Source organism: Cupriavidus sp. JZ107, assembly GCF_053903255.1.
Window position 1 is genome coordinate 2047760 of the sequence record NZ_CP096481.1, and the last position, 23678, is coordinate 2071437.

Genomic DNA, 23678 nt, shown 5'->3' on the forward strand with positions numbered 1-23678 from the left:
CGGCACGGCGCCGCCAGGGTTCGACGATGACGCTACGGCCGTTCGGGCTGGCAGGCAAGGCGCGGTGAAATCACGCGCCCGGGCCTTCACGCAAACTGGCGCAGGAAACGCACGTCGCCTTCGAAGAACAGGCGCAGGTCATTGATGCCATAGCGCAGCATCGTCAGCCGCTCCAGCCCCGAGCCGAACGCGAAGCCGATATAGCGCTCGGGGTCCAGCCCCATGTTGCGCATGACGTTCGGGTGCACCTGGCCCGAGCCGGAGATCTCCAGCCAGCGGCCCGCATTCTTGCCCTCCTCGAAGGCCATGTCGATCTCGGCCGACGGCTCGGTGAACGGAAAGTACGACGGACGGAAGCGCACCTGGATATCGTCGCGCTCGAAGAACTTGCGCAGGAAATCGGTATAGACGCCCTTCAGGTCGGCGAAGCTGACGTTCTCGCCGATCCACAGGCCTTCGACCTGGTTGAACATCGGCGAATGGGTCGCGTCGCTGTCGACGCGATAGGTGCGGCCCGGGCAGATCACCTTGATCGGCGGCATCGCCTTGCCGCGGTACTTCTCGACGTGCATGCGCGCATAGCGGACCTGCATCGGGCTGGTATGCGTGCGCAACAGCAGCAGCTTGTCTTCGCTGTCGCGGCCGTCGACGTAGAACGTGTCCTGCATCGAACGCGCCGGGTGGTTGTCCGGGTTGTTCAATGCCGTGAAATTCATCCAGTCGGTCTCGATCTCGGGACCGTCGGCGACATCGAAGCCGATCGATCCGAAGATCTGCTCGACGCGCTCCCAGGTGCGCATCACCGGATGCAGGCTGCCGCGCGCGACGGCGCGTCCGGGCAGCGTGACATCGATCGCCTCGGCCGCCAGCCGCGCGTTCATCAGGGCGTCGGCCAGCGCCTGGCGGCGCGCCTGCAGCGCGGCCTCGACCTGCTGCTTGGCCTGGTTGATGCGGGCGCCCTGCTCCTTGCGGGCCTCCGGGTCCAGTTTGCCTAGGCCCTTGAGCAGCTCGGTCAGCGCGCCGGTCTTGCCGAGAAAGCGCGCTTTCTCGTTTTCCAGCGTGGCGTTGTCGTTGGCGGCGGCGAAGGCGGCCTGCGCGTCGGCGACGATTTGGTCCGGATCCAGTGACATGGCGGTGGTCGGCGATGAATGGTGTATGGCTCTGGGTCCCGCACGCGGCGGGACCGGCAAAAAAAAACGGGACTCGATTCGGAGCCCCGTTTCGGCGGCCCCTTGGCGGAGGCCGCTTTCGACCTTGCGGTCGGTGCATGCGCCCGGTCGCTTGCGCGACCGGAACCGGCATCAGGCAACGGCGGCTTTCACCTGGTTGACGATGGCGGCAAAGGCAGGCTTGTCGTGAATCGCCATGTCCGACAGCACCTTGCGGTCCAGCTCAATCGAGGCCTTCTTCAGACCGTTCATGAACACGCTGTAGGTCATGCCATGCTCACGCGTCGCCGCGTTGATACGTGCAATCCAGAGGGCGCGGAACACGCGCTTCTTGTTGCGACGATCGCGGTATGCGTACTGGCCAGCACGCATGACCGCCTGCTTGGCGATGCGATAGACATTATTGCGACGGCCGCGGTAACCCTTGGCAGCGTCAATGACTTTCTTGTGGCGGGCCCGTGCGGTGACCCCACGTTTGACTCGAGGCATGAAACTCTCCTTTCGTTTTCGTCAGGGGTTAGGCGTAGGGCATCATCGCGCGAACGGACTTCAGGTTCGTCTCATGGACGTCCTGAGTGCCACGCAGTTGACGCTTGTTCTTGGTGGTCTTCTTCGTCAGGATGTGACGCTTGAAGGCCTGGCCACGCTTGAACGAACCGTTCGGACGCGCAGTAAAGCGCTTGGAAGCGCTTTTCTTGGTCTTCATCTTCGGCATGAAAAACTCCAGCTCTATGACATGCATGCAGGTGGACGGCTGACGCCGACGCTTGCAAGACCCGCATCCACTTGTTTTGCACGGCGCCGCGAGCGGCCCGCGCTGTGTTCGCGTGTCGTCCGGACGCACAACCGGCGCCCGCACGCCACGCAAAACCCGCTTACTTTTTCTTCTTGGGCGCCAGCACCATGACCATCTGGCGGCCTTCCATCTTCGGCATCTGCTCGACCTGGCCGAACTCCTCCAGATCGCTCTTGAGCCGCTCGAGCATGCGCGCGCCGATTTCCTGGTGGGCCATCTCGCGACCACGGAAACGCAACGTGATCTTGGTCTTGTCGCCGTCTTCCAGGAATCGCTTCAGATTGCGCAGCTTGACGTTGTAGTCGCCATCATCCGTGCCCGGGCGGAATTTGACTTCCTTGACCTGGATGATCTTCTGCTTCAGCTTGGCCTCGTGGGCGCGCTTGGCTTCCTCGTACTTGAACTTGCCGTAGTCCATGATGCGAACCACGGGAGGAGACGCGTTGGGCGCGATCTCCACCAGATCCAAGTCCTTGTCTTCCGCCTGGCGCAGTGCGTCCATGAATTTGACGATGCCCAGCTGCTCGTTATCAACCCCTACCAGGCGCACTTCGGGCGCGCTGATCTCGCGGTTGATGCGATGACCTTTGTCCGTAGCGATGTTCCGTTACCTCAAGAAGAAAAAAACAAGCCGTGCTCCCATCAGGCTTTGGTGGCGACGTCGTTGTTCAGACGCTCCACGAACGCGGAGACGGGCATCACACCCAGATCCACGTTGCCACGGGCACGCACGGCCACTTGATTGGCGTCCCGCTCCTTGTCGCCGACCACGATCAGGTACGGCACCTTCTGGAGCGAGTGCTCGCGGATTTTATACGTAATTTTCTCGTTACGCAAATCCGCCTTGGCCCTAAACCCTTGTTTTTGCAGCAGTTGCACGACGTTTTCCGCATATTCCGCCTGCGAATCCGCAATATTCATCACCACGACCTGCTCCGGGGCCAGCCAGGCCGGCAGCGCGCCGGCGTGGTTCTCCAGCAGGATGCCCAGGAAGCGCTCGAACGAGCCCAGGATCGCCCGGTGCAGCATCACCGGCCGCTTGCGCGAGTTGTCCTCGGAGACGAACTCGGCATCCAGCCGCTCCGGCAGCACCAGATCCAGCTGCAGCGTGCCGCACTGCCACGACCGGCCGATCGCGTCCTTGATGTGGTATTCGACTTTCGGACCGTAGAAGGCGCCCTCGCCCGGCAGTTCCTCCCACTGCACACCACAGGCGCGCAGCGCCATCCGCAGCCCTTCCTCGGCGTGATCCCAGACCGCGTCCGAACCGGCACGCTGCTCGGGACGAAGCGACAGCTTGACGGCGACGTCCTTGAAGCCGAAGTCGTCGTAGACCGAGAACGCCAGGTCGTTGAAGGCCTTGGCCTCGGCGACGATCTGCTCTTCCGTGCAGAAGATGTGGGCATCGTCCTGCACGAAGCCGCGCACGCGCATCAGGCCGTGCAGCGCGCCGGACGGCTCGTTGCGGTGGCAGGAACCGAACTCGGCCAGCCGCAGCGGCAGGTCGCGATACGAGCGCAGGCCGTGGTTGAAGATCTGCACATGACCCGGGCAGTTCATCGGCTTGATCGCGTAGTCGCGCTTCTCCGACTCCGTGACGAACATGTTTTCCTTGTAGTTCTGCCAGTGGCCGGACTTCTCCCACAGCGAACGGTCCATCACCTGCGGCGTGCGTACTTCGCTGTAGCCGGCCTCCGTCAGCCGGCCGCGCATGTATTGCTCGACCGCCTGCCAGATCTGCCAGCCCTTCGGGTGCCAGAACACCATGCCGGGCGCCTCTTCCTGCAGGTGGAACAGGTCCAGCAGCTTGCCCAGCTTGCGGTGGTCCCGCTTCTCGGCTTCCTCGAGCATGTGCAGGTAGGCGTCCTGGTCTTCCTTGCGGGCCCAGGCCGTTCCGTAGATCCGCTGCAGCATCTCGTTGTTGGCATCGCCGCGCCAGTACGCGCCGGCCACCTTCATCAGCTTGAAGACCTTCAGCTTGCCCGTGGACGGCACGTGCGGGCCGCGGCACAGGTCGACGAACTCGCCCTCGCGATACAGGCCAATTTCCTCGCCGGCCGGAATCGACGCGATGATCTCGGCCTTGTACTTCTCGCCCATCGATTCGAACAGCTTGACCGCCTCGTCGCGGCTCCAAACCTCGCGCGACACCTTCTCGTCCTTCTTCGCCAGCTCCACCATCTTTTTCTCGATGGCTGCCAGATCCTCCGGCGTGAAGGGGCGCTTGTAGGCGAAGTCGTAGTAGAAGCCGTTCTCGATCACCGGACCGATCGTGACCTGCGCGTCGGGATACAGCGACTTGACCGCATAGGCCAGCAGGTGGGCCGTCGAGTGGCGAATGACCTCGACGCCCTCCGGATCCTTGTCCGTGACGATGGCCAGCGAGGCATCGCGATCGATCAGGTAGCTGGTATCGACCAGGTTGCCGTCGACCTTGCCGGCCAGCGCGGCCTTGGCCAGGCCGGCACCGATGCTCTGCGCGACCTGGGCGACCGTGACCGGTTCGGGGAACTCGCGGCGGGAGCCATCCGGCAGCGTGATTGCGATCATCTTTGACCTCTTACAGGGAATCCGCCGGCAACGATCGTCGCTTCGGGGCGGATGAATAGTTCTCGACTGGCCGCCCCGCATGGGACCGGGCGACCGGCAGCTTATCAGGGTGCTGGCAGGCGACAGGCGAAAAAAAAAACGCGGCCAAGGCCGCGTTTTTCATAATTTCACCCAATCGATCGGCCCGATGTACCGGGCGACCTGGGACGAAGACGCACCTCGACCTACTGTCGCTTGTCAGCGGTAGTAGTTCGCGGTGTCATAACCATGGCGTCTGGATGTCCTTCGGTGAAATGTACTGGGTACTGCTGTCTTCGGTACTGCAATTCGTTGGTAGGCTCGATTGGACTCGAACCAACGACCCCCACCATGTCAAGGTGGTGCTCTAACCAGCTGAGCTACGAGCCTAGCGAAGCCGCAAGTATAGCATCACTTTCTTTGAGCCTGCAACACCCCGGACACCTCTTCGATCAGACCGAGCGCGCGCTGCAGCTGGGTAGCCTCCGCCACCTCGGCGGTGAACTGCATCCGGGCCACGCCCTTGCTGCTCAGCGTCTTGACCCCGGTGACGTTGATCTTCTCCCGCGACAGCACCTCGGAGATGTCGCGCAGCAGCCCCTGGCGGTCGATCGCCTCGACGTGGATCGTGACCGGATAGACCGCGTCGCTCTTCTTGCCCCACTCGGTCTGGATGATCCGCTCTGGCGCGCGCGCGGCCAGCTGCTGGAACGTATGGCACTGGCGCCGGTGGATCGACACGCCGCGTCCGCGCGTGACGAAGCCGACGATATCGTCGGGCGGCGCCGGCTTGCAGCAGCGCGACATCTGCGTCATCAGCGAATCGACGCCGACCACCAGCACGCCGCTCTTGGCGCCGCGCGCCACGCTGGTGGCGCGGCTCTTCTTGGTGACCGCCTCTTCCTCGCTGACCTGCGGCGCGCCCTCGCCCTCGGGATGGCGCAGCGCCTGCTCGACGTGGCGCAGGCTGAATTCCTCCTTGGCCACCGCCGCATACAGCTCATCCGGCGTCTTGAAGCCCAGCCGCGTCGCCAGCACGTCCAGATTGACCGCGGTCTTGCCCTCGCGCTGCAGCGTCTTGTCGATCAGCACGCGGCCCTGCGCGATGGTTTCCTGCGAATCGAGCGCGTTGAACCACGCGCGCACCTTGGCGCGCGCCCGCGAGCTGGCCAGGTAGCCGAGGTCCGCATTGAGCCAGTCGCGCGACGGGCCGCCCTGCTTGACCGCGACGATCTCGACCGTCTGGCCGTTCTTCAGCGGCGTGTTCAGCGGCACCATCGCGCCGTCCACGCGCGCGCCGCGGCAGCGATGGCCGAGGTCGGTATGCAGGTAGTAGGCGAAGTCGACCGGCGTCGCGCCCTGCGGCAGGGCCACCACCCGCGCCTGCGGCGTCAGCACGTAGATATGGTCGTCGATCGCCGCGTGCTTGAGCTGCTCCCACGGCGATTCGTCGTGCGCCACCGTGTGGTCGGCATCGTCCTTCCACGCCAGCAACTGCCGCAGCCAGGCGATCTTCTCGTCGTAGCTCTCGTTGGCGGCGAACTGCCCGCTGTAGCCCTTGCCGCCGGCCTCCTTGTAGCGCCAGTGCGCGGCCACGCCGTACTCGGCGAAGTGGTGCATCTCGTGGGTGCGGATCTGCACCTCGAAGGCGCGCCCATCGTCGCCGATCACCACCGTATGCAGCGACTTGTAGCCGTTGGCCTTGGGACGCGAGATGTAGTCGTCGAACTCGCGCGGAATCGGCTGCCAGACGTGGTGCACGATGCCGAGCACCGCGTAGCAGTCCTTGATGTCGTCGACGATCACGCGGAAGGCTCGCACATCGTACAGATCGGCAAAGTCGAGATCCTTGCCTCGCATCTTTTTCCAGATGCTGTAGATGTGCTTGGGCCGGCCGCTGACCTCGGCGCGGATGCCGGCCGCGGCCAGATCGCGCTGCAGCCGCCCGATCGCCTGCGCGATGTAGCCCTCGCGCTCGATGCGCTTTTCATCAAGAAGGCGCGCGATGCGCTTGTAGGTGTCCGGCTGCTCGAAGCGGAAGGCCAGGTCTTCCAGCTCCCACTTCATCTGCCAGATGCCGAGCCGGTTGGCCAGCGGCGCGTAGATGTCCAGCGTTTCCCGCGCCACGCCGGGCAGCGGCGCGTTCTTGGTCTGCGCCAGCCAACGCAGCGTCTGCAGCCGCGAGGCCAGTCGCACCAGGACGACGCGGATGTCCTGCGCGAAGGCCAGCAGCATCTTGCGCAGCGCCTCGACCTGCTCGTGACGCGCCTGCGCCTCGTTGCGCGAGGACGGCGCCTCGACGGTATCGCCGCGATTGACCGCGATCGCGCCGATGCGCAGCAGCTGACGCACGTCCTTGACCAGGCGGGCGACCTCGTCGCCGAAGCGCTCGGGGATCTCCGCTTCGGTCTCCGGCACGAAGGCCGCCACCGGGAACAGGCACGCCGCAGCACGCGCAGCGTCGTCGATGCGCAGGCCGTCCAGAATGCGCAGCATCCCCTCGGCATGCGACAGCACGCTCTCGCCGGTGGGCAGCGCTACCGCCTGGCCATGCTCGCGCGCGTACGCCAGCGCCTGCTCGACCAGGCCCGCGTCCGGCGTACCGGCAATCTGCCCGGCCGCGTCGGTGGACGTCACCATGTCACCACTTCCCCTGCTGCACCTTTCAACCTACCTTCAATGCACCCTCAACGCACCCTCAACGCACCTTCAACGCCATTCGAACCAATACGCGTTCCGGCTCAATTCAGCGCCGCGGTGACCACCACTTCGATCCGATACTTCGGATTGGCCAGCTTCGCTTCGACCGTCGCGCGCGGCGGCGTATTGCCCTGCGGCACCCATTCGTCCCAGACCTCGTTCATCGCGCCGATATCGGCGATGTCGGTCAGGAAGATCTGGCACGACAGGATGCGCGTCTTGTCGCTGCCGGCCTCGGCCAGCAGACGGTCGATATGGCCGAGCACCTCGCGGGTCTGACCGCGGATATCGGCGTCGGGATCGACCTCGGGCACCTGGCCGGCCACGTAGGCCACGCCGTTGTAGACGGCATATTCGGAAAGGCGTTTGCCCACATGGGCGCGTTTCAGTTCGGTCGTGCTCATCGTTCTATGAAGGCAGCCTGCGCTGCTCTGGGTTGACTGGCGCGGCAAGGGGCTCAGGCCCCTGCCGCGCCGATGAAGAATTCTCGCGCAATCGCGATCTGTGCCGGATCGACGAAGGTCGGCGCATGGCCCACGTCCGGCACCTCGACCGAACGCACCTGCTTGCCGCGCGCGACCATCTCGGCGACGGTCTCGCGCGTCAGCAGGTCCGACTGCGCGCCGCGCACCACCAGCACCGGCACTGGAATCGCCTCGAACATGCGCCACATCGTCGCCTCGCCGGCCGCGGCCATCTCGGGCGTGGTTTCACGGAACGGTACCGCGAGCGCCGGATCGTAGTGCAGACCCCATTCCAGCCCTTCCGCGCCCTGCACCGGCTTGAGGATCGCGCCGTTCAATTCGCGCCACTGCTCCGGCGTATGGCGGCCGAACGACGCGCTGATCGTCTGCAGATACGCGAGGCCCTCCTCGAAGGTCTTGAAGCGGACCGGCAGTCCCAGATACGAGCCGATGCGCTCGAGCGCCGAGGCGGCGATGCGCGGGCCGACGTCGTTCAGCAGCAGCTTGCGCACCGGGCTCTTCGGCAACGCGGCCAGCCCCATGCCGATCAACCCGCCCATCGAGGTACCGAACCAGTCCACCTGCTCGACGTTCAGCCGCGCGATCAGCGTCACCATGTCGGAGACGTACTGCGGCACGATGTAGCGGCGCGGATCGGCGAGCCAGTCGGAACGCCCGCGGCCGACCACGTCGGGACAGACCACGCGATATTCGCCGCTGAACGCGCGCGCGGTCTCGTCGAAATCGCGGCCGGTGCGGGTCAGGCCGTGCACGCACATCAGCACGCGCGGATTGCTTGGGTCACCCCACTCGTGGTACGCCATGCGGTGCAGGCCAGCGGGGCTGATGCACTGCACGAAGCCGAGGCGCGGACTGGCTGACATCTTGACTCCCTGCGCGAGGAACGCGAATAAGGCGCGGCAATGGCGCGCGTCGAACACCGCGACACGTAAGCGTCGCGCATGGCGCCGCGGGGCGGCGCCGGCTGGGCAAAGCCCGATTGTACGCCAGCGCTACAATGCGACAGCAACGACGGCCGTGCCGCGGCGGCACGGCGCATTGCCACCCCATTTCTCCACGGAGGCTCATATGCTGAAGGGCAAGACGGCGCTGGTGACCGGTTCGACCAGCGGAATCGGTCTGGGCATCGCCCAGGCGCTGGCCGCGCAGGGCGCGCATCTGATCGTCAACGGTTTCGGCGATGTGGACGGCGCCAAGCGCCAGATCGAGCAGGCGGGCAGCGGCATCCGCGTCGGCTATCACGGCGCGGACATGAGCAAGGCCGCCGAGATCGAGGACATGATGCGCTATGCCGACAGCGAATTCGGCGGCGTCGATATCCTGGTCAATAACGCCGGCATCCAGCATGTGGCCAATATCGAGGATTTCCCGATCGAGCGCTGGGACGCGATCATCGCGATCAACCTGACCTCGGCCTTCCACACCACGCGGCTGGCGCTGCCCGGCATGAAGCGCAAGGACTGGGGCCGCGTGATCAATGTCGCGTCGACGCACGGGCTGGTCGCCTCGGCGCAGAAGTCGGCCTATGTCGCCGCCAAGCACGGCATCGTCGGCCTGACCAAGGTCACCGCGCTGGAAACCGCGCAGACCGGCGTCACCGCGAATGCGATCTGCCCGGGCTGGGTGCTGACGCCGCTGGTGCAGAAGCAGGTCGAGGCCCGCGCCGAGCGCGAGGGCATTCCCGTCGAGCAGGCCAAGCGCGAGCTGGTGCTGGAGAAGCAGCCCTCGGGGCAGTTCGTCACGCCCGACGAGCTCGGCGCGCTGGCGGTCTTCCTGGCAAGCGACGCCGCGCGCCAGGTGCGCGGCGCAATCTGGAACATGGATGGAGGCTGGGTCGCGCAGTGATGGCGCGCTCAGCAAAGACGATGAAGCGAAGAGAAGTCCTGAAGGGCCTGCTTGCAGGCGCTACGCTGTCGGCCGGCCTGCTGCCGCTGGCCCGGGCCGCAACCCCGCCGGCGAAGGCCTCGGCCACCGGCACCCCGATCGAGGTCTACAAGAGCCCGCTGTGCGGTTGCTGCGATGGCTGGGTCGCGCATCTGCGCGAGCATGGCTTCGAGGTCAAGGTGCACGACGTCGAGGACACCGGCGTGCACCGCGCGCGCCTGGGCATGCCGGAGCGCTTCGGCTCCTGCCATACCGGCGTCGTCGCCGGCTATGCGATCGAGGGCCATGTGCCGGCCGCCGAGATTCGCAAGCTGCTGGCAGGCAAACCGAAGGCGGTCGGCCTTGCCGTGCCCGGCATGCCGGTCGGCTCGCCCGGCATGGAGCAGGGATCGCGTGTCGATCCGTATTCGGTGCTGCTGGTGCGGGCCGACGGCGGCGCGTCGGTTTTCGCGCGCTATCCCGCTTCCGCCGTGGCGCGCTGACCGGCGGTGAGCGGCGGTGAGCGGCGCTGACCGGCGCCCTGGCCAATAAAAAACCCCGCCTCCATCGAGGCGGGGTTTTACGTTGCGCCAGGCGACCGCGCCCGCCTTACAGCAGCGGCACGCCGGTCTTGCTCTGGATCTCCTCGCGGCTGACGCCCGGTGCGGTCTCGACCAGCTTCAGACCTTGCGGCGTGACATCCATCACGCCCAGGTCGGTGATGATCTGGTCGACCACGCCCACGCCGGTCAGCGGCAGCGTGCAGGCCTCCAGGATCTTCAGGTCCTCGCTGCCGTCCTTCTTCTTGGCGGTATGTTCCATCAGCACCACCACGCGGCCGACGCCGGCCACCAGGTCCATCGCGCCGCCCATGCCCTTGACCATCTTGCCGGGGATCATCCAGTTGGCCAGGTCGCCCTTCTGGCTGACCTGCATCGCGCCCAGGATGGCCAGGTTGATATGGCCGCCGCGGATCATCGCGAACGAGTCGGCCGACGAGAAGATCGACGAGCCCGGCAGCGTGGTCACGGTCTGCTTGCCGGCATTGATCATGTCGGCGTCGACCTCTTCCTCGGTCGGGAACGGGCCGATGCCCAGCAGGCCGTTCTCGGACTGCAGCCAGACCTCGACGCCCGGCGGCACATGGTTGGCCACCAGCGTCGGCAGGCCGATGCCGAGGTTCACATAGAAGCCGTCCTGCAGCTCGCGCGCGGCGCGCGCCGCCATTTCGTCACGGGTCCATGCCATGATCTGTCTCCTTGATCGTCAGGCCGCGGCACGCACGGTGCGCTGCTCGATGCGTTTTTCGGGATGGGCGTTCAGCACGATGCGCTGCACGAAGATGCCCGGGGTGTGGACCTCGTCCGGATCGAGCTCGCCGATCTCGACGATCTGCTCGACCTCGGCGACGGTGACCTTGCCCGCCATCGCGCACATCGGATTGAAGTTGCGCGCGGTGCGGCGGTAGATCAGGTTGCCGGCCTTGTCGGCCTTGTACGCCTTGACCAGCGCGACGTCGGCAGTCAGGGAGCGCTCCATCACGTATTGCTCGCCGTCGAATTCGCGGATCTCCTTGCCCTCGGCGACGATGGTGCCGACACCGGTCTTCGTGAAGAAGGCCGGGATGCCGGCGCCGCCGGCGCGCAGCTTCTCGGCCAGCGTGCCCTGCGGCGTGAATTCGAGCTCGAGTTCGCCGGCCAGGTACTGGCGCTCGAATTCCTTGTTCTCGCCGACATACGACGAGATCATCTTGCGGATCTGCCGCGTGGCCAGCAGCAGGCCCAGGCCGAAGCCGTCGACGCCGGCATTGTTCGAGATGCAGGTCAGCCCTTTCGCGCCGCTGTCGCGCAATGCCGCGATCAGGGCTTCCGGGATGCCGCACAGGCCGAAGCCGCCGACCGCGATGGTCTGTCCATCGCGGACCACGCCGGCAAGCGCCTCGGCGGCGCTGGCGTAGACCTTGTTCATATCGTCTCTCCTTCCTCGATGATGTTCCCGGACGAGGCGGCGACGCCGCTCGCGGGTAACGTTACAATCGCTACGGCCGCGCCGGGCGGGACCCGCGCGCCGGCCGTCGACAGCGCTCCAAAGGATACGCAAGCCCCGCAGCGGACGCCAGTACGTAGAAATACATAAGGACAATGCCTGCCATCGACTATCAGACCGCCTTCCAGCTGGCGCCGGTCGGCCTCGTGCTGTCGCGCGAGCGCAGGATCGAGGACTGCAACGACGAGGTCTGCCGCATCTTCGGCACGACGCGGGAGGCGCTGATCGGCCAGTCGTTCCAGGTACTGTATCCGACCGCCGACGAATTCGAGCGCACCGGCGCCCGCATCGTGCCGATCATGAACGCGCGCGGGCTCTATTCCGACGAACGGATCATGAAGCGGGCCAACGGGGAATTGTTCTGGTGCCATGTCACCGGCCGCGCGCTGGACCGGCAGCAGCCGCTGGGGGCCGGCATCTGGAGCTTCGAGGACCTGTCGCAGAAGCGTCCTGTGACCGCGCAGCTGACGGCGCGCGAGCGCGATATCGCGGCCCAGCTGGTCGAGGGCAAGACCAGCAAGCAGATCGGCAAGTCGCTATCGATCAGCCCGCGCACCGTCGATATCTACCGGGCGCGGCTGATGAAGAAATACGGGGCGCATACCGCGGTGGACCTGGTGCAGCGGCTGGTCAATCATTGAGGTCGCTCCCTTCTCCCGCAGACGGGAGAGGGAGAGAAAACGCTCAGCTCTCCAGCAGCGTCCGGATCGCCGCCGGCAGCGGCACCGATTTCTCGGCCTCGTAGTCGCACCAGACCACCTTGGCACCGCCATCGGCGAACACCGTGTCCGCGTCGTCGCAGCGGCGGATCTCCGCCCGCGTCTCGAAGCTGCTGCGGCCCAGTTCGCCGGCGTAGACGCGGCATTCGATGTCGCCCGGATAGCGCAGCTGGCGCCGGAAATTCATATGGGCGTTGATGATCACCGGGCCCTGGCCGTTCTCGTCGCGGCCGTTGCAGCCCAACGATTCGAACCACGAGATGCGCGCCTGCTCCAGGTAGCGGAAATAGACGGTGTTGTTGACATGGCCCATCGCGTCCATGTCGCCCCAGCGGATCGGCATGCGCAGCGTGAAGACGTGTTTCATCGCGTGTGGTTCGGGATTGCCGTGTGGTTCCGGATCAGGCCGGACGGACGTTCGCGCGCTCGCAGGCGCGGGAACGGCTGCCGTCCGGCTCTCGCACAGATCAGCGCTTGGCGATGGCCGCCTCGGCCTTGCCGACCAGGTCGGCGCCGATCTGCTTCTTCCACTTGTCGTAGACCTTGGCGGTCGCCTTGCGGAAGGCATCGTGCTCGGCGGGGCTCAGGTGCGTGACCTTGACGCCGTGCGCCTCCATCTCCTTCCAGGCCGGCGCGCCCGGCTCGGCCAGGCCCTTGCGGGCCAGCGCGACTTCCTGCTTGCCGGCATCGATCGCGGCCTGCCTGACGATCTCGCGGTCGGCCGGCGTCCAGCTTTCCCAGATCTGCTTGTTGACGACGAAGATCAGCGGGTCGGCGACATAGCCCCAGGTCGTCACGAATTTCTGGCCGACCGTGTACAGCTTGGCGGCGGCGAACACCGACTGCGGGTTCTCCTGGCCGTCGACCGCGCCCGAGGCCATCGCCGGCTGCGCGTCGGCCCAGCTCATCTGGGTCGGATTGGCGCCCAGCGCGTTGAACGTGTCGATATACAGCGGCGAGCCGACGACCCGCAGCTTCAGGCCCTTCAGGTCCTCGGGCTTGCGGATTTCGCGCTTGGAGTTCGACACCTCGCGGAAGCCGTTCTCGCCCCAGGCCAGCGGCACCACGCCGGCCTTCTCGAGCGTGGTGAACAGATGCTTGCCGACGTCGCCCTGCGTCAGCGCGTCGAGCGCCTTGTAGTCGGGCATCAGGAACGGCAGCGAGAACAGGTTCAGCTCGCGCACCTGCGGCGACCAGTTGATGGTCGAGCCGATCGCCATGTCGATCACGCCCTGGCGGATCGCCGAGAACTCGCGGGTCTGGTCGCCGGCCACCAGCGAGGTGCCCGGATACAGCTTGATATTGATGCGGCCGTTGGTGCGCTGGCGGACCAGGTCGGCCCAGATCTCGCCGCCCTTGCCCCACGGGAAGGCCGGGCCAAGCACCAGCGACATCTTGTATTCGGACTTGTAGGTCTGCGCCATCGCACCGGCGGGCGCGAGCGCGGCGGCGGCGATAGTGGCGGCCATCGACAGCATCAGGACACGGCGTTTCATGAGTCAGTTCTCCTCTCGGGAATCGTTATTTGGACTGTAGATCAAGCAGAAATACGGGGCCGGGGGACACGCACCCCGGACCTCAATAGCCGAGTCGCGCCGGCAGCCAGGTCGCCAGCGGCGGGAACGCCAGCACCAGCAGCATCGCGCCGAACATCGCCAGCAGCATCCACACCACCCAGGGCACGGTCTCCTCCATCCGCACGCGGGCGATCCGGCAAGATACCATCAGGTTCACCGCGAGCGGCGGCGTGAACTGGCCCAGCGCCACCTTCAGCGTCAGCACCACGCCGAACCACACCGGGTCCCAGTTGAACGCATTGGCGATCGGCAGCAGCAGCGGCACGAAGATCAGGAAGATCGAGATGCCGTCGAGGAACATGCCGACCGTGATCAGCAGCAGCACGATCAGCGCCAGCACGCCGTATTCACCAACGCCCGAATTGGCGATCGCCTGCGCGAGCGGGTCGATCACGCCCAGCGTCGACAGCGCATAGGCGAAGATGCCGGCCAGCGCCACCACCAGCAGGATCACCGACGACGTCTCGGCGGCCTCGCGGAAGATCACGTACAGGTCGCGCAGGCCGATCGAGCGGTAGACCACCATGCCGACGAACAGGCCGTAGACCACCGCCACCACCGCGGCCTCGGTCGGCGTGAACCAGCCCGCGCGCATGCCGCCGAGGATCAGCACCGGGGCGAACAGGCCCCAGGCCGCCTCGCGCAGGCTGCGCCAGAACGGCGGCCGCGGCAGCGAGGCCTCGGCCGCGCCCATCCGGTGCTTGCGGGCCAGCCAGACCGCCGGCACGATCAGCGCGATGCCGGCCAGCACGCCGGGAATCATGCCCGCGGCGAACAGCGCCGGCACCGACGCGCCGGGCACCAGCACGCTGTAGACGATGAAGGCGACCGACGGCGGAATCAGGATGTCGGTGGCGGCGGCCGCGCCGACCACGGCGGCGCTGAACGAGCCCGGATAGCCGGCACGCGACATCGCGGCGATCATCACGCCGCCCACCGCCGCGGCGTTGGCCGGACCCGAGCCCGAAATACCGCCGAGGAACATCGCCACCAGGATCGCCACCAGCGGCAGCATGCCAGGGCCGCGCCCGACCACCGCGATCGCCAGCGTGACCAGCCGCTGCGCGACGCCGGAGCGGTCGAAGATCGAGCCGACCAGCACGAACATCGGAATCGCCAGCAGCGGATACTTGGCCAGGCCCGCGTAGAAGTTCTGCGGCACCGCCAGCAGGCCGAACATCTGCGTGTCCAGATTGGACAGCCCGATCGCCGCGAGGCCGCCCAGGCCCAGCGCGACGCCGATCGGCACGCCGAGCAGCATCAGCACGATGAAGACGGCAAACAGCACGATGGCGATCAGCGTCATGGCTGGCGCTCCCCGCCGTCCTGCCGGCGCTGCGCGTGCAGCGCCTTCAATGCGCGCAGGTTGCGGCCGGCCAGCGCCAGCGCACGCAGCGCGATGCAGGCCGACAGCAGCGGCAGCCAGACCGAGTACCACCAGCTGGGCACGCCGATGCCGGGCGAGGTCTCGCCGTACGTGTATTCATCCCAGGTGATACGCGCGCCGAGCACCGCCAGCGCGACGAACATGATCGCCACCGCCAGTGCCGACACCACGGCCAGCCGATGCTGCCGCGCCACGCTGCCGCGCTCGAAGAAGAATTCGATGCGGATGTGCCGGTCCCGCGCGACCGCGGCGCTGCCGCCGACCAGCGCCAGCACGATCATCAGGAACACCGAGAACTCCTCGGTCCAGGCGAACGATTCGTCGGTCAGATAGCGCACGACGACGTTGGCGAAGGTGATGACCACCAGCAGCATCATCACGACGATGCCGATCCAGTCTTCGATGCGGGGGCTGATGCGGAATTCGGCATCCGCTGCCTGGTCCACGGGTTCGGTGATCAAGGCCGAATCGACCGCGTGCTGTGGCGCGGCGTCGCGCCGTGCCTGCTCTTGCTGCTCCATCTCCCCGGCCTCCGGTCCGGTCTGCCGTGCCCTGCTGGACCGCGGCAGCTGCTGCATGACGCCTTGGCGGCGTACTTTTGTGAATGCGTTCTTTTCTGGCCGACGCCGCTGCCGCGTGACCGCGGGGCGCGGCTAATTAAAGGCTTACGGAATCGGCACCAGCGAATTATGCCCACACTGGCGATGGGCGGACACCTCCAATACCCTAGGCAATGGCAGCGGCATGCAGGTGGCCAGGCGTCGGCCGTGGCGCCCGAGGGGACCGGATAAGCCCCGGGCTGGAAGGCCCGCCCCGCTTCTGGCGGGCGGCGGGCACAGGCGATCGCCGTGGATCGCGCGCCGACTCGCTGATGAAGCCGATATCGGCGGCGCGCGTGGCCGGCTTTATACCATACCGTCGTCGGCGGTGATCACGGCGCCGTTGATGAACTGCGACTGGTCCGAAGCCAGCAGCAGCAACAGGCCGTCGAGGTCTTCGGGCTTGCCGAGCCGCTTGCGTGGCAGCAGCTGGATCAGCTTCTGGCCGGCATCGGTGTCCCAATGATGGTGGTTGATATCGGTGTCGATATAGCCGGGGCAGATCGCATTGACGTTGATGCCATAGCGGGCCCACTCCAGCGCCATCGCCTTGGTCATGTGGACCACCGCGGCCTTGCTCATGCAGTAGACACCGATCTGCGACAGCACCTTCAGGCCGGCCACCGAGGCGATATTGATGATGCGCGACTGCGGCAGCGGCGTGCCGTTGCGCTCGGCGCCCTTGGACCGCGCGATCATCCGCTTGGCAACCTCCTGCGCGACAAAGAAGGCGCCACGGGTATTGGTGTCGAAGACGAAGTCGAAGTCCTCGGCGGTGACATCGGTCAGCCGCTGCGTGGTCGACACGCCCGAGTTGTTGACGACGATATCGATCGCGCCCGCCTCGGTCTCGGCATGCGCCACCGCGGCGCGAATGCTGTCCGGATCGGTCACGTCGAGCCGCACCACATGGGCGCTGCCGCCATCGGCCTCGATTGCCGCCCGCAGTTCCTTGAGCCGCTCGGCGCGGCGGGAGGCCAGCACGACCTTGGCGCCCGCGGCCGACAGCACCTGCGCGAAGCGCATGCCCAGCCCGCTCGACGCACCGGTCACCATCGCGACCTTGCCTTCCAGATTGATCGACAAACCCATATGGACCTCTGCAGTGGAACGCGTCCCGGCCTTGCCGGAGATCGCGTTCGATGGCTGCCCTCGTTTGACGGGAACGCGGGCAGTATATTAAAAAACGAACGATCGTTCCAAAAAATTGCTTGCCTGTGGGTGTCGAGTCCCGGACAATGCCGGAGATTCTAAGAACTCGGGCACAAAAAGGAAACAGCGAGGCAGAAGCGCGCGGGCAAAAAACCGTTCGCCGATCCGTCGCGATCCAGCAGAAGAGCCGACCCCAAGCAGCCGGACCACGCGCCAACGCGCAGCACGCCGACCCCGCCTTGCCGGCCCCATGCCATCCTTGCCGACCTTGCCGTCGCCCGGTTCCGGCAGCACAGGCCACCCCGGATCACCGCTTCCCCAAACACAAGTACGCAGCAACAAAAGAGGGTTAGAGACAATGGACCAGCAGCAGCTCGTGGAGCAGTTCGGCCCCCGCGAATCCATGGAATACGACGTCGTCATCGTCGGCGGCGGTCCCGCCGGCCTGGCGACCGCCATCCGCCTGAAACAGCTGGCGCAGGACAATGGCAGCGAAGTCAATGTCTGCGTGCTGGAAAAGGGCTCGGAGCCCGGCGCCCACATCCTGTCGGGCGCGATCATGGACCCGCGCGCGCTGAACGAACTGCTGCCGAACTGGAAGGAACTGGGCGCGCCGCTGAACCAGCCGGTCACCGAGGACCAGTTCCTGTTCCTGAACGAGACCGGCTCGCGCGGCACGCCGCCGGCGCTGCTGCCCGAGTGCTTCCATAACGAAGGCAACTACATCGTCAGCCTGTCGAACTTCGTGCGCTGGCTCGGCCAGCAGGCCGAGGCGCTGGGCGTGGAGATCTTCCCGGGCTTCCCGGCCGCCGAGGTGCTGTACAACGAGGACGGCTCGGTCAAGGGCGTGGCCACCGGCAACCTGGGCATCGGCAAGGACGGCGAGCCGACCGACAACTTCCAGCTCGGCATGGAGCTGCACGCGAAGTACACGATCTTCGCCGAAGGCTCGCGCGGGCACCTGGGCAAGCAGCTGATCGAACGGTTCCGCCTCGATGCCGGCAAGGACCCGCAGAGCTACGGCATCGGCCTGAAGGAGCTGTGGGAGATCGACCCGAGCAAGCACAAGCCCGGCCTGGTGGTTCACACCGCGGGCTGGCCACTGGACCCGGCCACCTATGGCGGCTCCTTCCTCTATCACATGGAGGACAACAAGGTCGCGGTCGGCTTTGTCGTCGGACTCGACTACACCAACCCGTGGCTGTCGCCGTTCGAGGAATTCCAGCGCTTCAAGACCCATCCGCAGATCCGACAGTACTTCGAGGGCGGCACGCGGATCGGCTACGGCGCGCGCGCGATCACCGCGGGCGGCCTGCTGTCGCTGCCCAAGACCATCTTCCCGGGCGGTGCGCTGGTCGGCTGCGACGCCGGCTATCTGAATGCCTCGCGCATCAAGGGTAGCCACGCCGCGATCAAGACCGGCATGCTGGCCGCCGAGGCCGCCTTCGAGGCGCTGCAGGCAGGCCGCCAGCACGACGAGCTGACCGCCTATCCGGCCGCGTTCGAGAACAGCTGGCTGTACAAGGAACTGCTGCAGGCCAAGAACTTCAAGCAGTGGTTCAAGAAGGGCCGCACCACGGCGACGCTGATGACCGGCATCGAGCAGTGGCTGCTGCCCAAGCTCGGCATCCGCAATCCGCCGTGGACGCTGCACCGCGAGAAGCCGGATCACGTCTACCTGAAGCCGGCCGCCGAATGCCAGCAGATCGTCTATCCGAAGCCGGACGGCAAGCTGACGTTCGATCGCCTCAGCTCGGTGTTCATCAGCAACACCAACCACGAGGAAAACCAGCCCGCCCACCTGACGCTGAAGGACGCCAGCGTGCCGGTGCAGATCAACCTGGACAAGTTCGCCGGCCCGGAAAGCCGCTATTGCCCGGCGGGCGTCTACGAGTTCGTCGCCGACGACGAACGCGGCGGGCAGCGCCTGCAGATCAACGCGCAGAACTGCGTCCACTGCAAGACCTGCGATATCAAGGACCCGACCCAGAACATCGTCTGGGTGACGCCGGAAGGCGGCGGCGGTCCGAACTACGTGGGGATGTAAGGCGGCTCACCGCCTTGCTGTTCTCCCCCTCTCCCACACGTGGGAGAGGGGTCCGGGAGAGGGCAAGCGGCGTGCGCCATCGCGAACGCCCCCCGTTCATCGAACGCTGCTGTCCTCTCCCCCAGCCCCTCTCCCGCCACGCGGGAGAGGGGAGCAAATCCCTCCCCGCCTACACCGTCATGCTGGCCGCGGCCAGCAGCTGCTCGTAGATATAGCAGTGCAATAACGCGGCCTCCCTTTCCCCCAGCAGATCGAACGCCACGCCGAACGCCGGAAACTCGGCGTCGCCGTCGTCGCGCGCCGGATTGCGCGCCCAGGCGTCGACCGTGATCTCGCTGTCGGTGCCAGCGGTGCGCAGCACGAAACGCAGCTGCAGCCGCGTGCCGGGAGCGGGCGTCGGGCCGGCCGTCTGCACCAGCGCGCCGCCGGCGCTCAGGTCCGACAGCACCGCCAGTCGCGGCGCGCCGGCCGCGTCGCCGTCCTGATCCATCAGCTGCGCCGCCAGCCGGGTCTGCACGCGCGGACTGCTGCGCACCGGCACCTGCTGCACCTCGGTCGGCACGGACAGCACCAGGTAACGGAACGGACTGCGGCACACCGCGGTCACGGTGCAGCGGAAGCTGTGGATCGATTGTCCGGTGAAGCCGCGCAGCAGCACCTCCTCGCCCGCCTGGAAGGTGGCGTCGTTGCCGCCGAACTGCGGCCAGCTGACGAACAGCCCCTGCTCGATAAAGCCGATCAGCCGACTCGCCGCCGCGCGGCCGCCGTCGTCGGGCGCCTTGATCTGCAGCAGCGTGCCGACCTGCAGCCCTAGCGGGCCCGAGGCCTGCGCGGGCACCGGATCGACACGCACCGCACCGACCGGCGCGGCATCGTCGGGCGGTAGCGGATCGGGCCGGCACACCGAGCCATGGCGAAACACCAGCGCGACGTCGCGGCCGTCGGCGAGCACCTTGCCGCTGCCGAGCAACAGGTTGCCCTGCCCGTCGAGCAGCGACCACGGCAAAGGCTGGCCGACCGGCAGGTCGTTCGGTGTCAGAGGAATCATCGGCGTCCCAATTTCAATGCCCACGGCCGTGGGCGACAGTGCGGGGGCGGCCGCCGGGCCGCGGCCGCGCCTCCCGATTCCACAGCTATCGGCGCCAGGCCCCAAAGGTTTAGCGACACCCTACCTAAGGGGGATAACGGAACGGGCCGCCGGGGTGATAGCGAACGGGCCGCCGGGCGGATGGCGGTATGGGCGTTGGCCGGGCCCCACCGTTTCCGCCTTGACGCAGGCGTCGAGTAACCCCAGAATCTCGTCAAAGCTGTCTGACAGCCTTACAGATTGCCACGACGACTCGGCCCGACGCGGCCACCTTTGGCCCCCTTACCGACGACCCGCCAACGGAACCCTGCTTGGAACCCCTCACCCGCCCCTCCTCTCTGGCTTCACGGATCGCCGAAGCGATCCGCGCCGATATCGGCGCGGGCCGCTTCGTTGCCGGCGCGCGCCTGCCGGCCGAGTCCGCCCTGGCGGCGGCGTTTGGCGTCAGCCGCCCGATCGTGCGCGAGGCCATCGCGCAACTGAAGGCCGACGGCGTGCTGGTTACGCGCAAGGGCTCGGGCGCCTACGTCTCCGACACGCCGGGCGGACAGGTCTGGCGGCTGCGCGGCGATGCCGCCGGTGCGGACGGCGGCCCGGCCGACGGACCGACGCTCACGCACCTGTTCGAACTGCGCGTGATGGCCGAGACCGCCTGCGCCGAGTTGGCAGCACGCCGCCGTACCGACGCCGATCTCGCCGCGATCGCCGCCGCCCTCGCCGCGATGCGGGCGCAGCGCGACGACGCCGCCAGCGCGGCGGCGGCCGACGTGGCGTTCCACCAGGCGATCGCGCAGGCCGCGCACAACCCGTGCATGGCGGGGCTGACCGATTTCGTTGGCCAGCAACTGCTCGCCGCGCGCCGGCTGGCCTGGGAAAACGCCGCACGCTATCGCGGCGGGCCGGGCGCGGCCGAGCAGGAACACACGGCGTTGGCCGAGGCGATCGCCGCCGGCGATGCCGGAGCGGCACGGCAGGCGGCCCGCCGCCATCTGGAGGCGGCGGCGGCGCGCATGGGGCTCGAACTGGATTGACCGCAAAAGACGAGGAAGCCGGTAGCGCGATCGCAGTCGCTGTCCCGCATCGGCTCCCTCGAAGACGCAACGAAGAAGCAACGAAGAAGCAAGCAAAGCAAGGGAAGCAACGATGGAATCAGTGGATTGCGTGGTAATCGGCGCCGGCGTGGTGGGCCTGGCGGTCGCGCGGGCGCTTGCGCAGCAGGGGCGCGAGGTGGTGATCCTGGAGGCGGAGAACACCTTCGGCACGATCACCAGCGCGCGCAACAGCGAGGTGATCCACGCAGGCATCTACTACCCGGCCGGCTCGCTGAAGGCCAGGCTGTGCGTGCGCGGCAAGGCGATGCTGTACGACTATTGCGCCAGCCACCAGATCGCGCACCAGCGTTGCGGCAAGCTGATCGTCGCGACCAGCGCGGCCCAGGTCGCCACACTCGAAGGCATCCGGGCAAAGGCCGCCGCCAACGGCGTCGGCGATCTGCGCCTGCTGTCGCGCGAACAGGCGCTGGAACTCGAGCCGAATCTGCAGTGCGAGGCGGCGCTGCTGTCACCGTCGACCGGGATCGTCGATAGCCACGGCGTGATGCTGGCGTTGCTGGGCGATGCCGAGCGGGCCGGCGCGATGCTCGCGGTGTGTTCGCCGGTGCAGGCCGGCGCCGTCACCACCGACGGCATCGTGCTGGAAGTCGGCGGCGACACCGCGACCACGCTGCTGGCCCGCACCGTCGTCAATGCGGCAGGGCTGACGGCCCCGGAATTGGCCCGCCGGATCGAAGGCATGCCGGCGGAGCATGTCCCGCCGCAGTTCTACGCCAAGGGGTGCTATTTCACGCTGGCCGGCCGGGCGCCATTCTCGCGGCTGATCTACCCGGTGCCCGAGGCGGCCGGGCTGGGCGTGCATCTGACGCTGGACCTGGGCGGCCAGGCCCGTTTCGGCCCGAATGTGCGATGGATCGACGAGATCGAATATGGCGTCGATCCGCACGATGCCGACAGCTTCTATGACGAGGTACGGCGCTACTGGCCGGCGCTGGCGGACGGGGCGTTGCAGCCGGGCTATGCCGGCATCCGCCCGAAGATCAGCGGCCCGGGCGAGCCGGCCGCGGACTTCCGCATCGACGGCCCGGCCGTGCACGGTGTGCCCGGGCTGGTCAATCTGTTCGGCATCGAATCGCCGGGGCTGACGGCGTCGCTGGCGATTGGGGAAATGGTGGCGGCGATCGCGGAATAGAAGCGCCGCACGCGACAATCGAGCTTCCCTCTCCCGCCCCTTTCCCGCATGCGGGAGAGGGGGAGAAAACAATCGGGATGACTTAACCCTGCGCCTTCGGCGCCTGCGCCGGAATCCGCGGCGTCTCCACCCGCACGTCTGCGCATTGCGCGCGATGGCGCAGCGCGTGGTCCATCAGCACCAGCGCCAGCATCGCCTCGGCGATCGGCGTCGCCCGGATGCCCACGCACGGGTCGTGGCGGCCGAAGGTCTCGACCGTGGCGGCCTGCCCCGCCTTGTCGATCGATTCGCGCGGCGTGCGGATGCTCGAGGTCGGCTTGATCGCCAGCGACACGGTGATGTCCTGGCCGGTCGAGATGCCGCCCAGCACGCCGCCGGCATTGTTGGTGCGAAAGCCCGCCGCGGTCAGTTCGTCGCCATGGACGCTGCCCCGTTGCGCCACGCTGGCGAAGCCGGCGCCGATCTCGACGCCCTTGACCGCATTGATCCCCATCATCGCGTGCGCGATATCGGCATCGAGCTTGTCGAACAGCGGCTCGCCCAGACCCACCGGCACGCCGCTGGCCACCACCTCGATGCGCGCGCCGACCGAATCGCCGTCGCGGCGCAGCGCGTCCATATAGGTCTCCAGCTCGGGAACGATATTGGCGTCGGCGGCGAAGAACGGGTTGCGCGGCACTTCGGCCCAGTCGGTGAACGGCACCTGGATCTCCCCCAGCTGCGACATATAGCCCCGGATCTCGGTGCCGTACTGCTCGCGCAGCCATTTGCGCGCGATCGCCGCGGCGGCCACCACCGGCGCGGTCAGCCGGGCCGACGAGCGGCCGCCGCCGCGGTGGTCGCGGATACCGTATTTCTGCCAGTAGGTGTAATCGGCGTGGCCCGGACGGAAGGTCTCCACGATATTGCCGTAGTCCTTGCTGCGCTGGTCGGTATTGCGGATCAGCAGGCAGATCGGCGTGCCGGTGGTCTTGCCCTCGAACACGCCCGACAGGATCTCGACCTGGTCCGGCTCCTTGCGCTGCGTCACGTGGCGCGACGTGCCCGGCTTGCGGCGGTCCAGATCGCCCTGGATATCGGCCTCGCTCAGGCTCATGCCCGGCGGGCAACCATCGACCACCGCGCCGATGGCGGGTCCGTGCGACTCGCCGAAGGTGGTGACTGTGAAGAGCAGGCCGAGGGTATTGCCGGACATGATGAAAACCACGCAGGAATTGGGAAAGGCCTACATTGTACGGC

22 protein-coding genes, 1 tRNA gene and 1 pseudogene are annotated in these 23678 nt (G+C 66.9%); 6 read left to right on the forward strand and 18 right to left on the reverse strand.

Features of this window, described 5'->3' with window-relative positions; genetic code table 11:
* Positions 1-86: 86 nt before the first annotated feature.
* The 9 genes from pheS to M1D55_RS18750 all read right to left on the reverse strand — a co-directional run bounded on the left by pheS (position 87) and on the right by M1D55_RS18750 (position 8581).
* A complete protein-coding gene (gene pheS / locus M1D55_RS18710) occupies positions 87-1124 on the reverse strand; it encodes a phenylalanine--tRNA ligase subunit alpha (RefSeq protein WP_172682488.1) in 1038 nt (345 codons plus the stop codon).
* 177 nt (positions 1125-1301) lie between these two features.
* Positions 1302-1658 carry a 50S ribosomal protein L20 gene (gene rplT / locus M1D55_RS18715; protein WP_006575465.1) on the reverse strand — a complete coding sequence of 119 codons (357 nt, stop codon included), beginning with the start codon at positions 1656-1658 and terminating at the stop codon, positions 1302-1304.
* A 28-nt stretch (positions 1659-1686) separates the two neighbouring features.
* On the reverse strand, positions 1687-1884 hold the full coding sequence (rpmI, locus tag M1D55_RS18720) for a 50S ribosomal protein L35 (protein WP_006575466.1): 198 nt from the start codon (positions 1882-1884) through the stop codon (positions 1687-1689).
* Between the two features lie 160 nt (positions 1885-2044).
* Positions 2045-2566: a translation initiation factor IF-3 gene (gene infC / locus M1D55_RS18725; RefSeq protein ID WP_082371427.1), complete on the reverse strand. Its 522-nt coding sequence runs from the start codon at positions 2564-2566 to the stop codon at positions 2045-2047.
* Between the two features lie 41 nt (positions 2567-2607).
* Positions 2608-4515 carry a threonine--tRNA ligase gene (thrS, locus tag M1D55_RS18730; protein WP_232206916.1) on the reverse strand — a complete coding sequence of 636 codons (1908 nt, stop codon included), beginning with the start codon at positions 4513-4515 and terminating at the stop codon, positions 2608-2610.
* Between the two features lie 331 nt (positions 4516-4846).
* Positions 4847-4923, reverse strand: a tRNA-Val gene (locus M1D55_RS18735).
* Positions 4924-4944: 21 nt separating this feature from the next.
* Entirely contained in the window at positions 4945-7173 is a 2229-nt protein-coding gene (locus tag M1D55_RS18740; protein WP_456281529.1) for a RelA/SpoT family protein, read from the reverse strand.
* A 101-nt stretch (positions 7174-7274) separates the two neighbouring features.
* Positions 7275-7637, reverse strand: coding sequence for a RidA family protein (locus M1D55_RS18745; RefSeq protein WP_456281530.1), 363 nt, complete (start codon positions 7635-7637; stop codon positions 7275-7277).
* A 53-nt stretch (positions 7638-7690) separates the two neighbouring features.
* A complete protein-coding gene (locus M1D55_RS18750) occupies positions 7691-8581 on the reverse strand; it encodes an alpha/beta fold hydrolase (RefSeq protein ID WP_006575472.1) in 891 nt (296 codons plus the stop codon).
* Between the two features lie 205 nt (positions 8582-8786).
* On the opposite strand from M1D55_RS18750, the gene M1D55_RS18755 reads away from it, so the two are divergent.
* Positions 8787-9563, forward strand: a complete 777-nt coding sequence (locus M1D55_RS18755) for a 3-hydroxybutyrate dehydrogenase (RefSeq protein ID WP_006575473.1) — start codon at positions 8787-8789, stop codon at positions 9561-9563.
* A 20-nt stretch (positions 9564-9583) separates the two neighbouring features.
* Entirely contained in the window at positions 9584-10084 is a 501-nt protein-coding gene (locus M1D55_RS18760; RefSeq protein WP_456281531.1) for a DUF411 domain-containing protein, read from the forward strand.
* A gap of 106 nt (positions 10085-10190) precedes the next feature.
* On the opposite strand, the gene M1D55_RS18765 is transcribed toward M1D55_RS18760, so the two are convergent.
* Both M1D55_RS18765 and M1D55_RS18770 read right to left on the reverse strand, forming a co-directional pair.
* On the reverse strand, positions 10191-10829 hold the full coding sequence (locus M1D55_RS18765) for a CoA transferase subunit B (RefSeq protein WP_006575475.1): 639 nt from the start codon (positions 10827-10829) through the stop codon (positions 10191-10193).
* Between the two features lie 18 nt (positions 10830-10847).
* Positions 10848-11549 carry a CoA transferase subunit A gene (locus tag M1D55_RS18770; RefSeq protein WP_023265007.1) on the reverse strand — a complete coding sequence of 234 codons (702 nt, stop codon included), beginning with the start codon at positions 11547-11549 and terminating at the stop codon, positions 10848-10850.
* A gap of 173 nt (positions 11550-11722) precedes the next feature.
* Here M1D55_RS18770 and M1D55_RS18775 point away from each other — a divergent pair, with 173 nt between their 5' ends.
* Positions 11723-12268 carry a PAS and helix-turn-helix domain-containing protein gene (locus M1D55_RS18775; RefSeq protein WP_006575476.1) on the forward strand — a complete coding sequence of 182 codons (546 nt, stop codon included), beginning with the start codon at positions 11723-11725 and terminating at the stop codon, positions 12266-12268.
* A gap of 43 nt (positions 12269-12311) precedes the next feature.
* On the opposite strand, the gene M1D55_RS18780 is transcribed toward M1D55_RS18775, so the two are convergent.
* The 5 genes from M1D55_RS18780 to M1D55_RS18800 all read right to left on the reverse strand — a co-directional run bounded on the left by M1D55_RS18780 (position 12312) and on the right by M1D55_RS18800 (position 17001).
* Complete coding sequence (locus tag M1D55_RS18780) at positions 12312-12713, reverse strand: acyl-CoA thioesterase (protein WP_456281532.1); 402 nt, start codon at positions 12711-12713, stop codon at positions 12312-12314.
* A gap of 100 nt (positions 12714-12813) precedes the next feature.
* Positions 12814-13842: a DctP family TRAP transporter solute-binding subunit gene (locus tag M1D55_RS18785; RefSeq protein ID WP_456281533.1), complete on the reverse strand. Its 1029-nt coding sequence runs from the start codon at positions 13840-13842 to the stop codon at positions 12814-12816.
* Between the two features lie 82 nt (positions 13843-13924).
* Positions 13925-15229: a TRAP transporter large permease gene (locus M1D55_RS18790; protein ID WP_170265977.1), complete on the reverse strand. Its 1305-nt coding sequence runs from the start codon at positions 15227-15229 to the stop codon at positions 13925-13927.
* Positions 15226-15831, reverse strand: coding sequence for a TRAP transporter small permease (locus M1D55_RS18795; RefSeq protein WP_456281534.1), 606 nt, complete (start codon positions 15829-15831; stop codon positions 15226-15228). The genes M1D55_RS18790 and M1D55_RS18795 overlap by 4 nt, the downstream gene beginning before the upstream one ends.
* Positions 15832-16215: 384 nt before the next feature.
* On the reverse strand, positions 16216-17001 hold the full coding sequence (locus M1D55_RS18800; RefSeq protein ID WP_006578585.1) for an SDR family oxidoreductase: 786 nt from the start codon (positions 16999-17001) through the stop codon (positions 16216-16218).
* 418 nt (positions 17002-17419) lie between these two features.
* Between M1D55_RS18800 and M1D55_RS18805 the strand changes: the two genes are divergently transcribed.
* Positions 17420-19108, forward strand: a complete 1689-nt coding sequence (locus tag M1D55_RS18805; RefSeq protein ID WP_456281535.1) for an electron transfer flavoprotein-ubiquinone oxidoreductase — start codon at positions 17420-17422, stop codon at positions 19106-19108.
* 169 nt (positions 19109-19277) lie between these two features.
* On the opposite strand, the gene M1D55_RS18810 is transcribed toward M1D55_RS18805, so the two are convergent.
* The gene (locus M1D55_RS18810; protein WP_006578584.1) at positions 19278-20156 is read right to left on the reverse strand and encodes a flagellar brake protein; all 879 of its coding nucleotides are present in this window, start codon (positions 20154-20156) and stop codon (positions 19278-19280) included.
* 350 nt (positions 20157-20506) lie between these two features.
* On the opposite strand from M1D55_RS18810, the gene M1D55_RS18815 reads away from it, so the two are divergent.
* Both M1D55_RS18815 and M1D55_RS18820 read left to right on the forward strand, forming a co-directional pair.
* Complete coding sequence (locus M1D55_RS18815; RefSeq protein ID WP_456281536.1) at positions 20507-21226, forward strand: FadR/GntR family transcriptional regulator; 720 nt, start codon at positions 20507-20509, stop codon at positions 21224-21226.
* A gap of 82 nt (positions 21227-21308) precedes the next feature.
* Positions 21309-22439 (forward strand): annotated as a pseudogene (locus M1D55_RS18820) (NAD(P)/FAD-dependent oxidoreductase); the annotation flags it as partial.
* Between the two features lie 82 nt (positions 22440-22521).
* On the opposite strand, the gene aroC reads toward M1D55_RS18820, so the two are convergent.
* On the reverse strand, positions 22522-23634 hold the full coding sequence (aroC, locus tag M1D55_RS18825; protein ID WP_456281537.1) for a chorismate synthase: 1113 nt from the start codon (positions 23632-23634) through the stop codon (positions 22522-22524).
* Positions 23635-23678 lie beyond the last annotated feature (44 nt).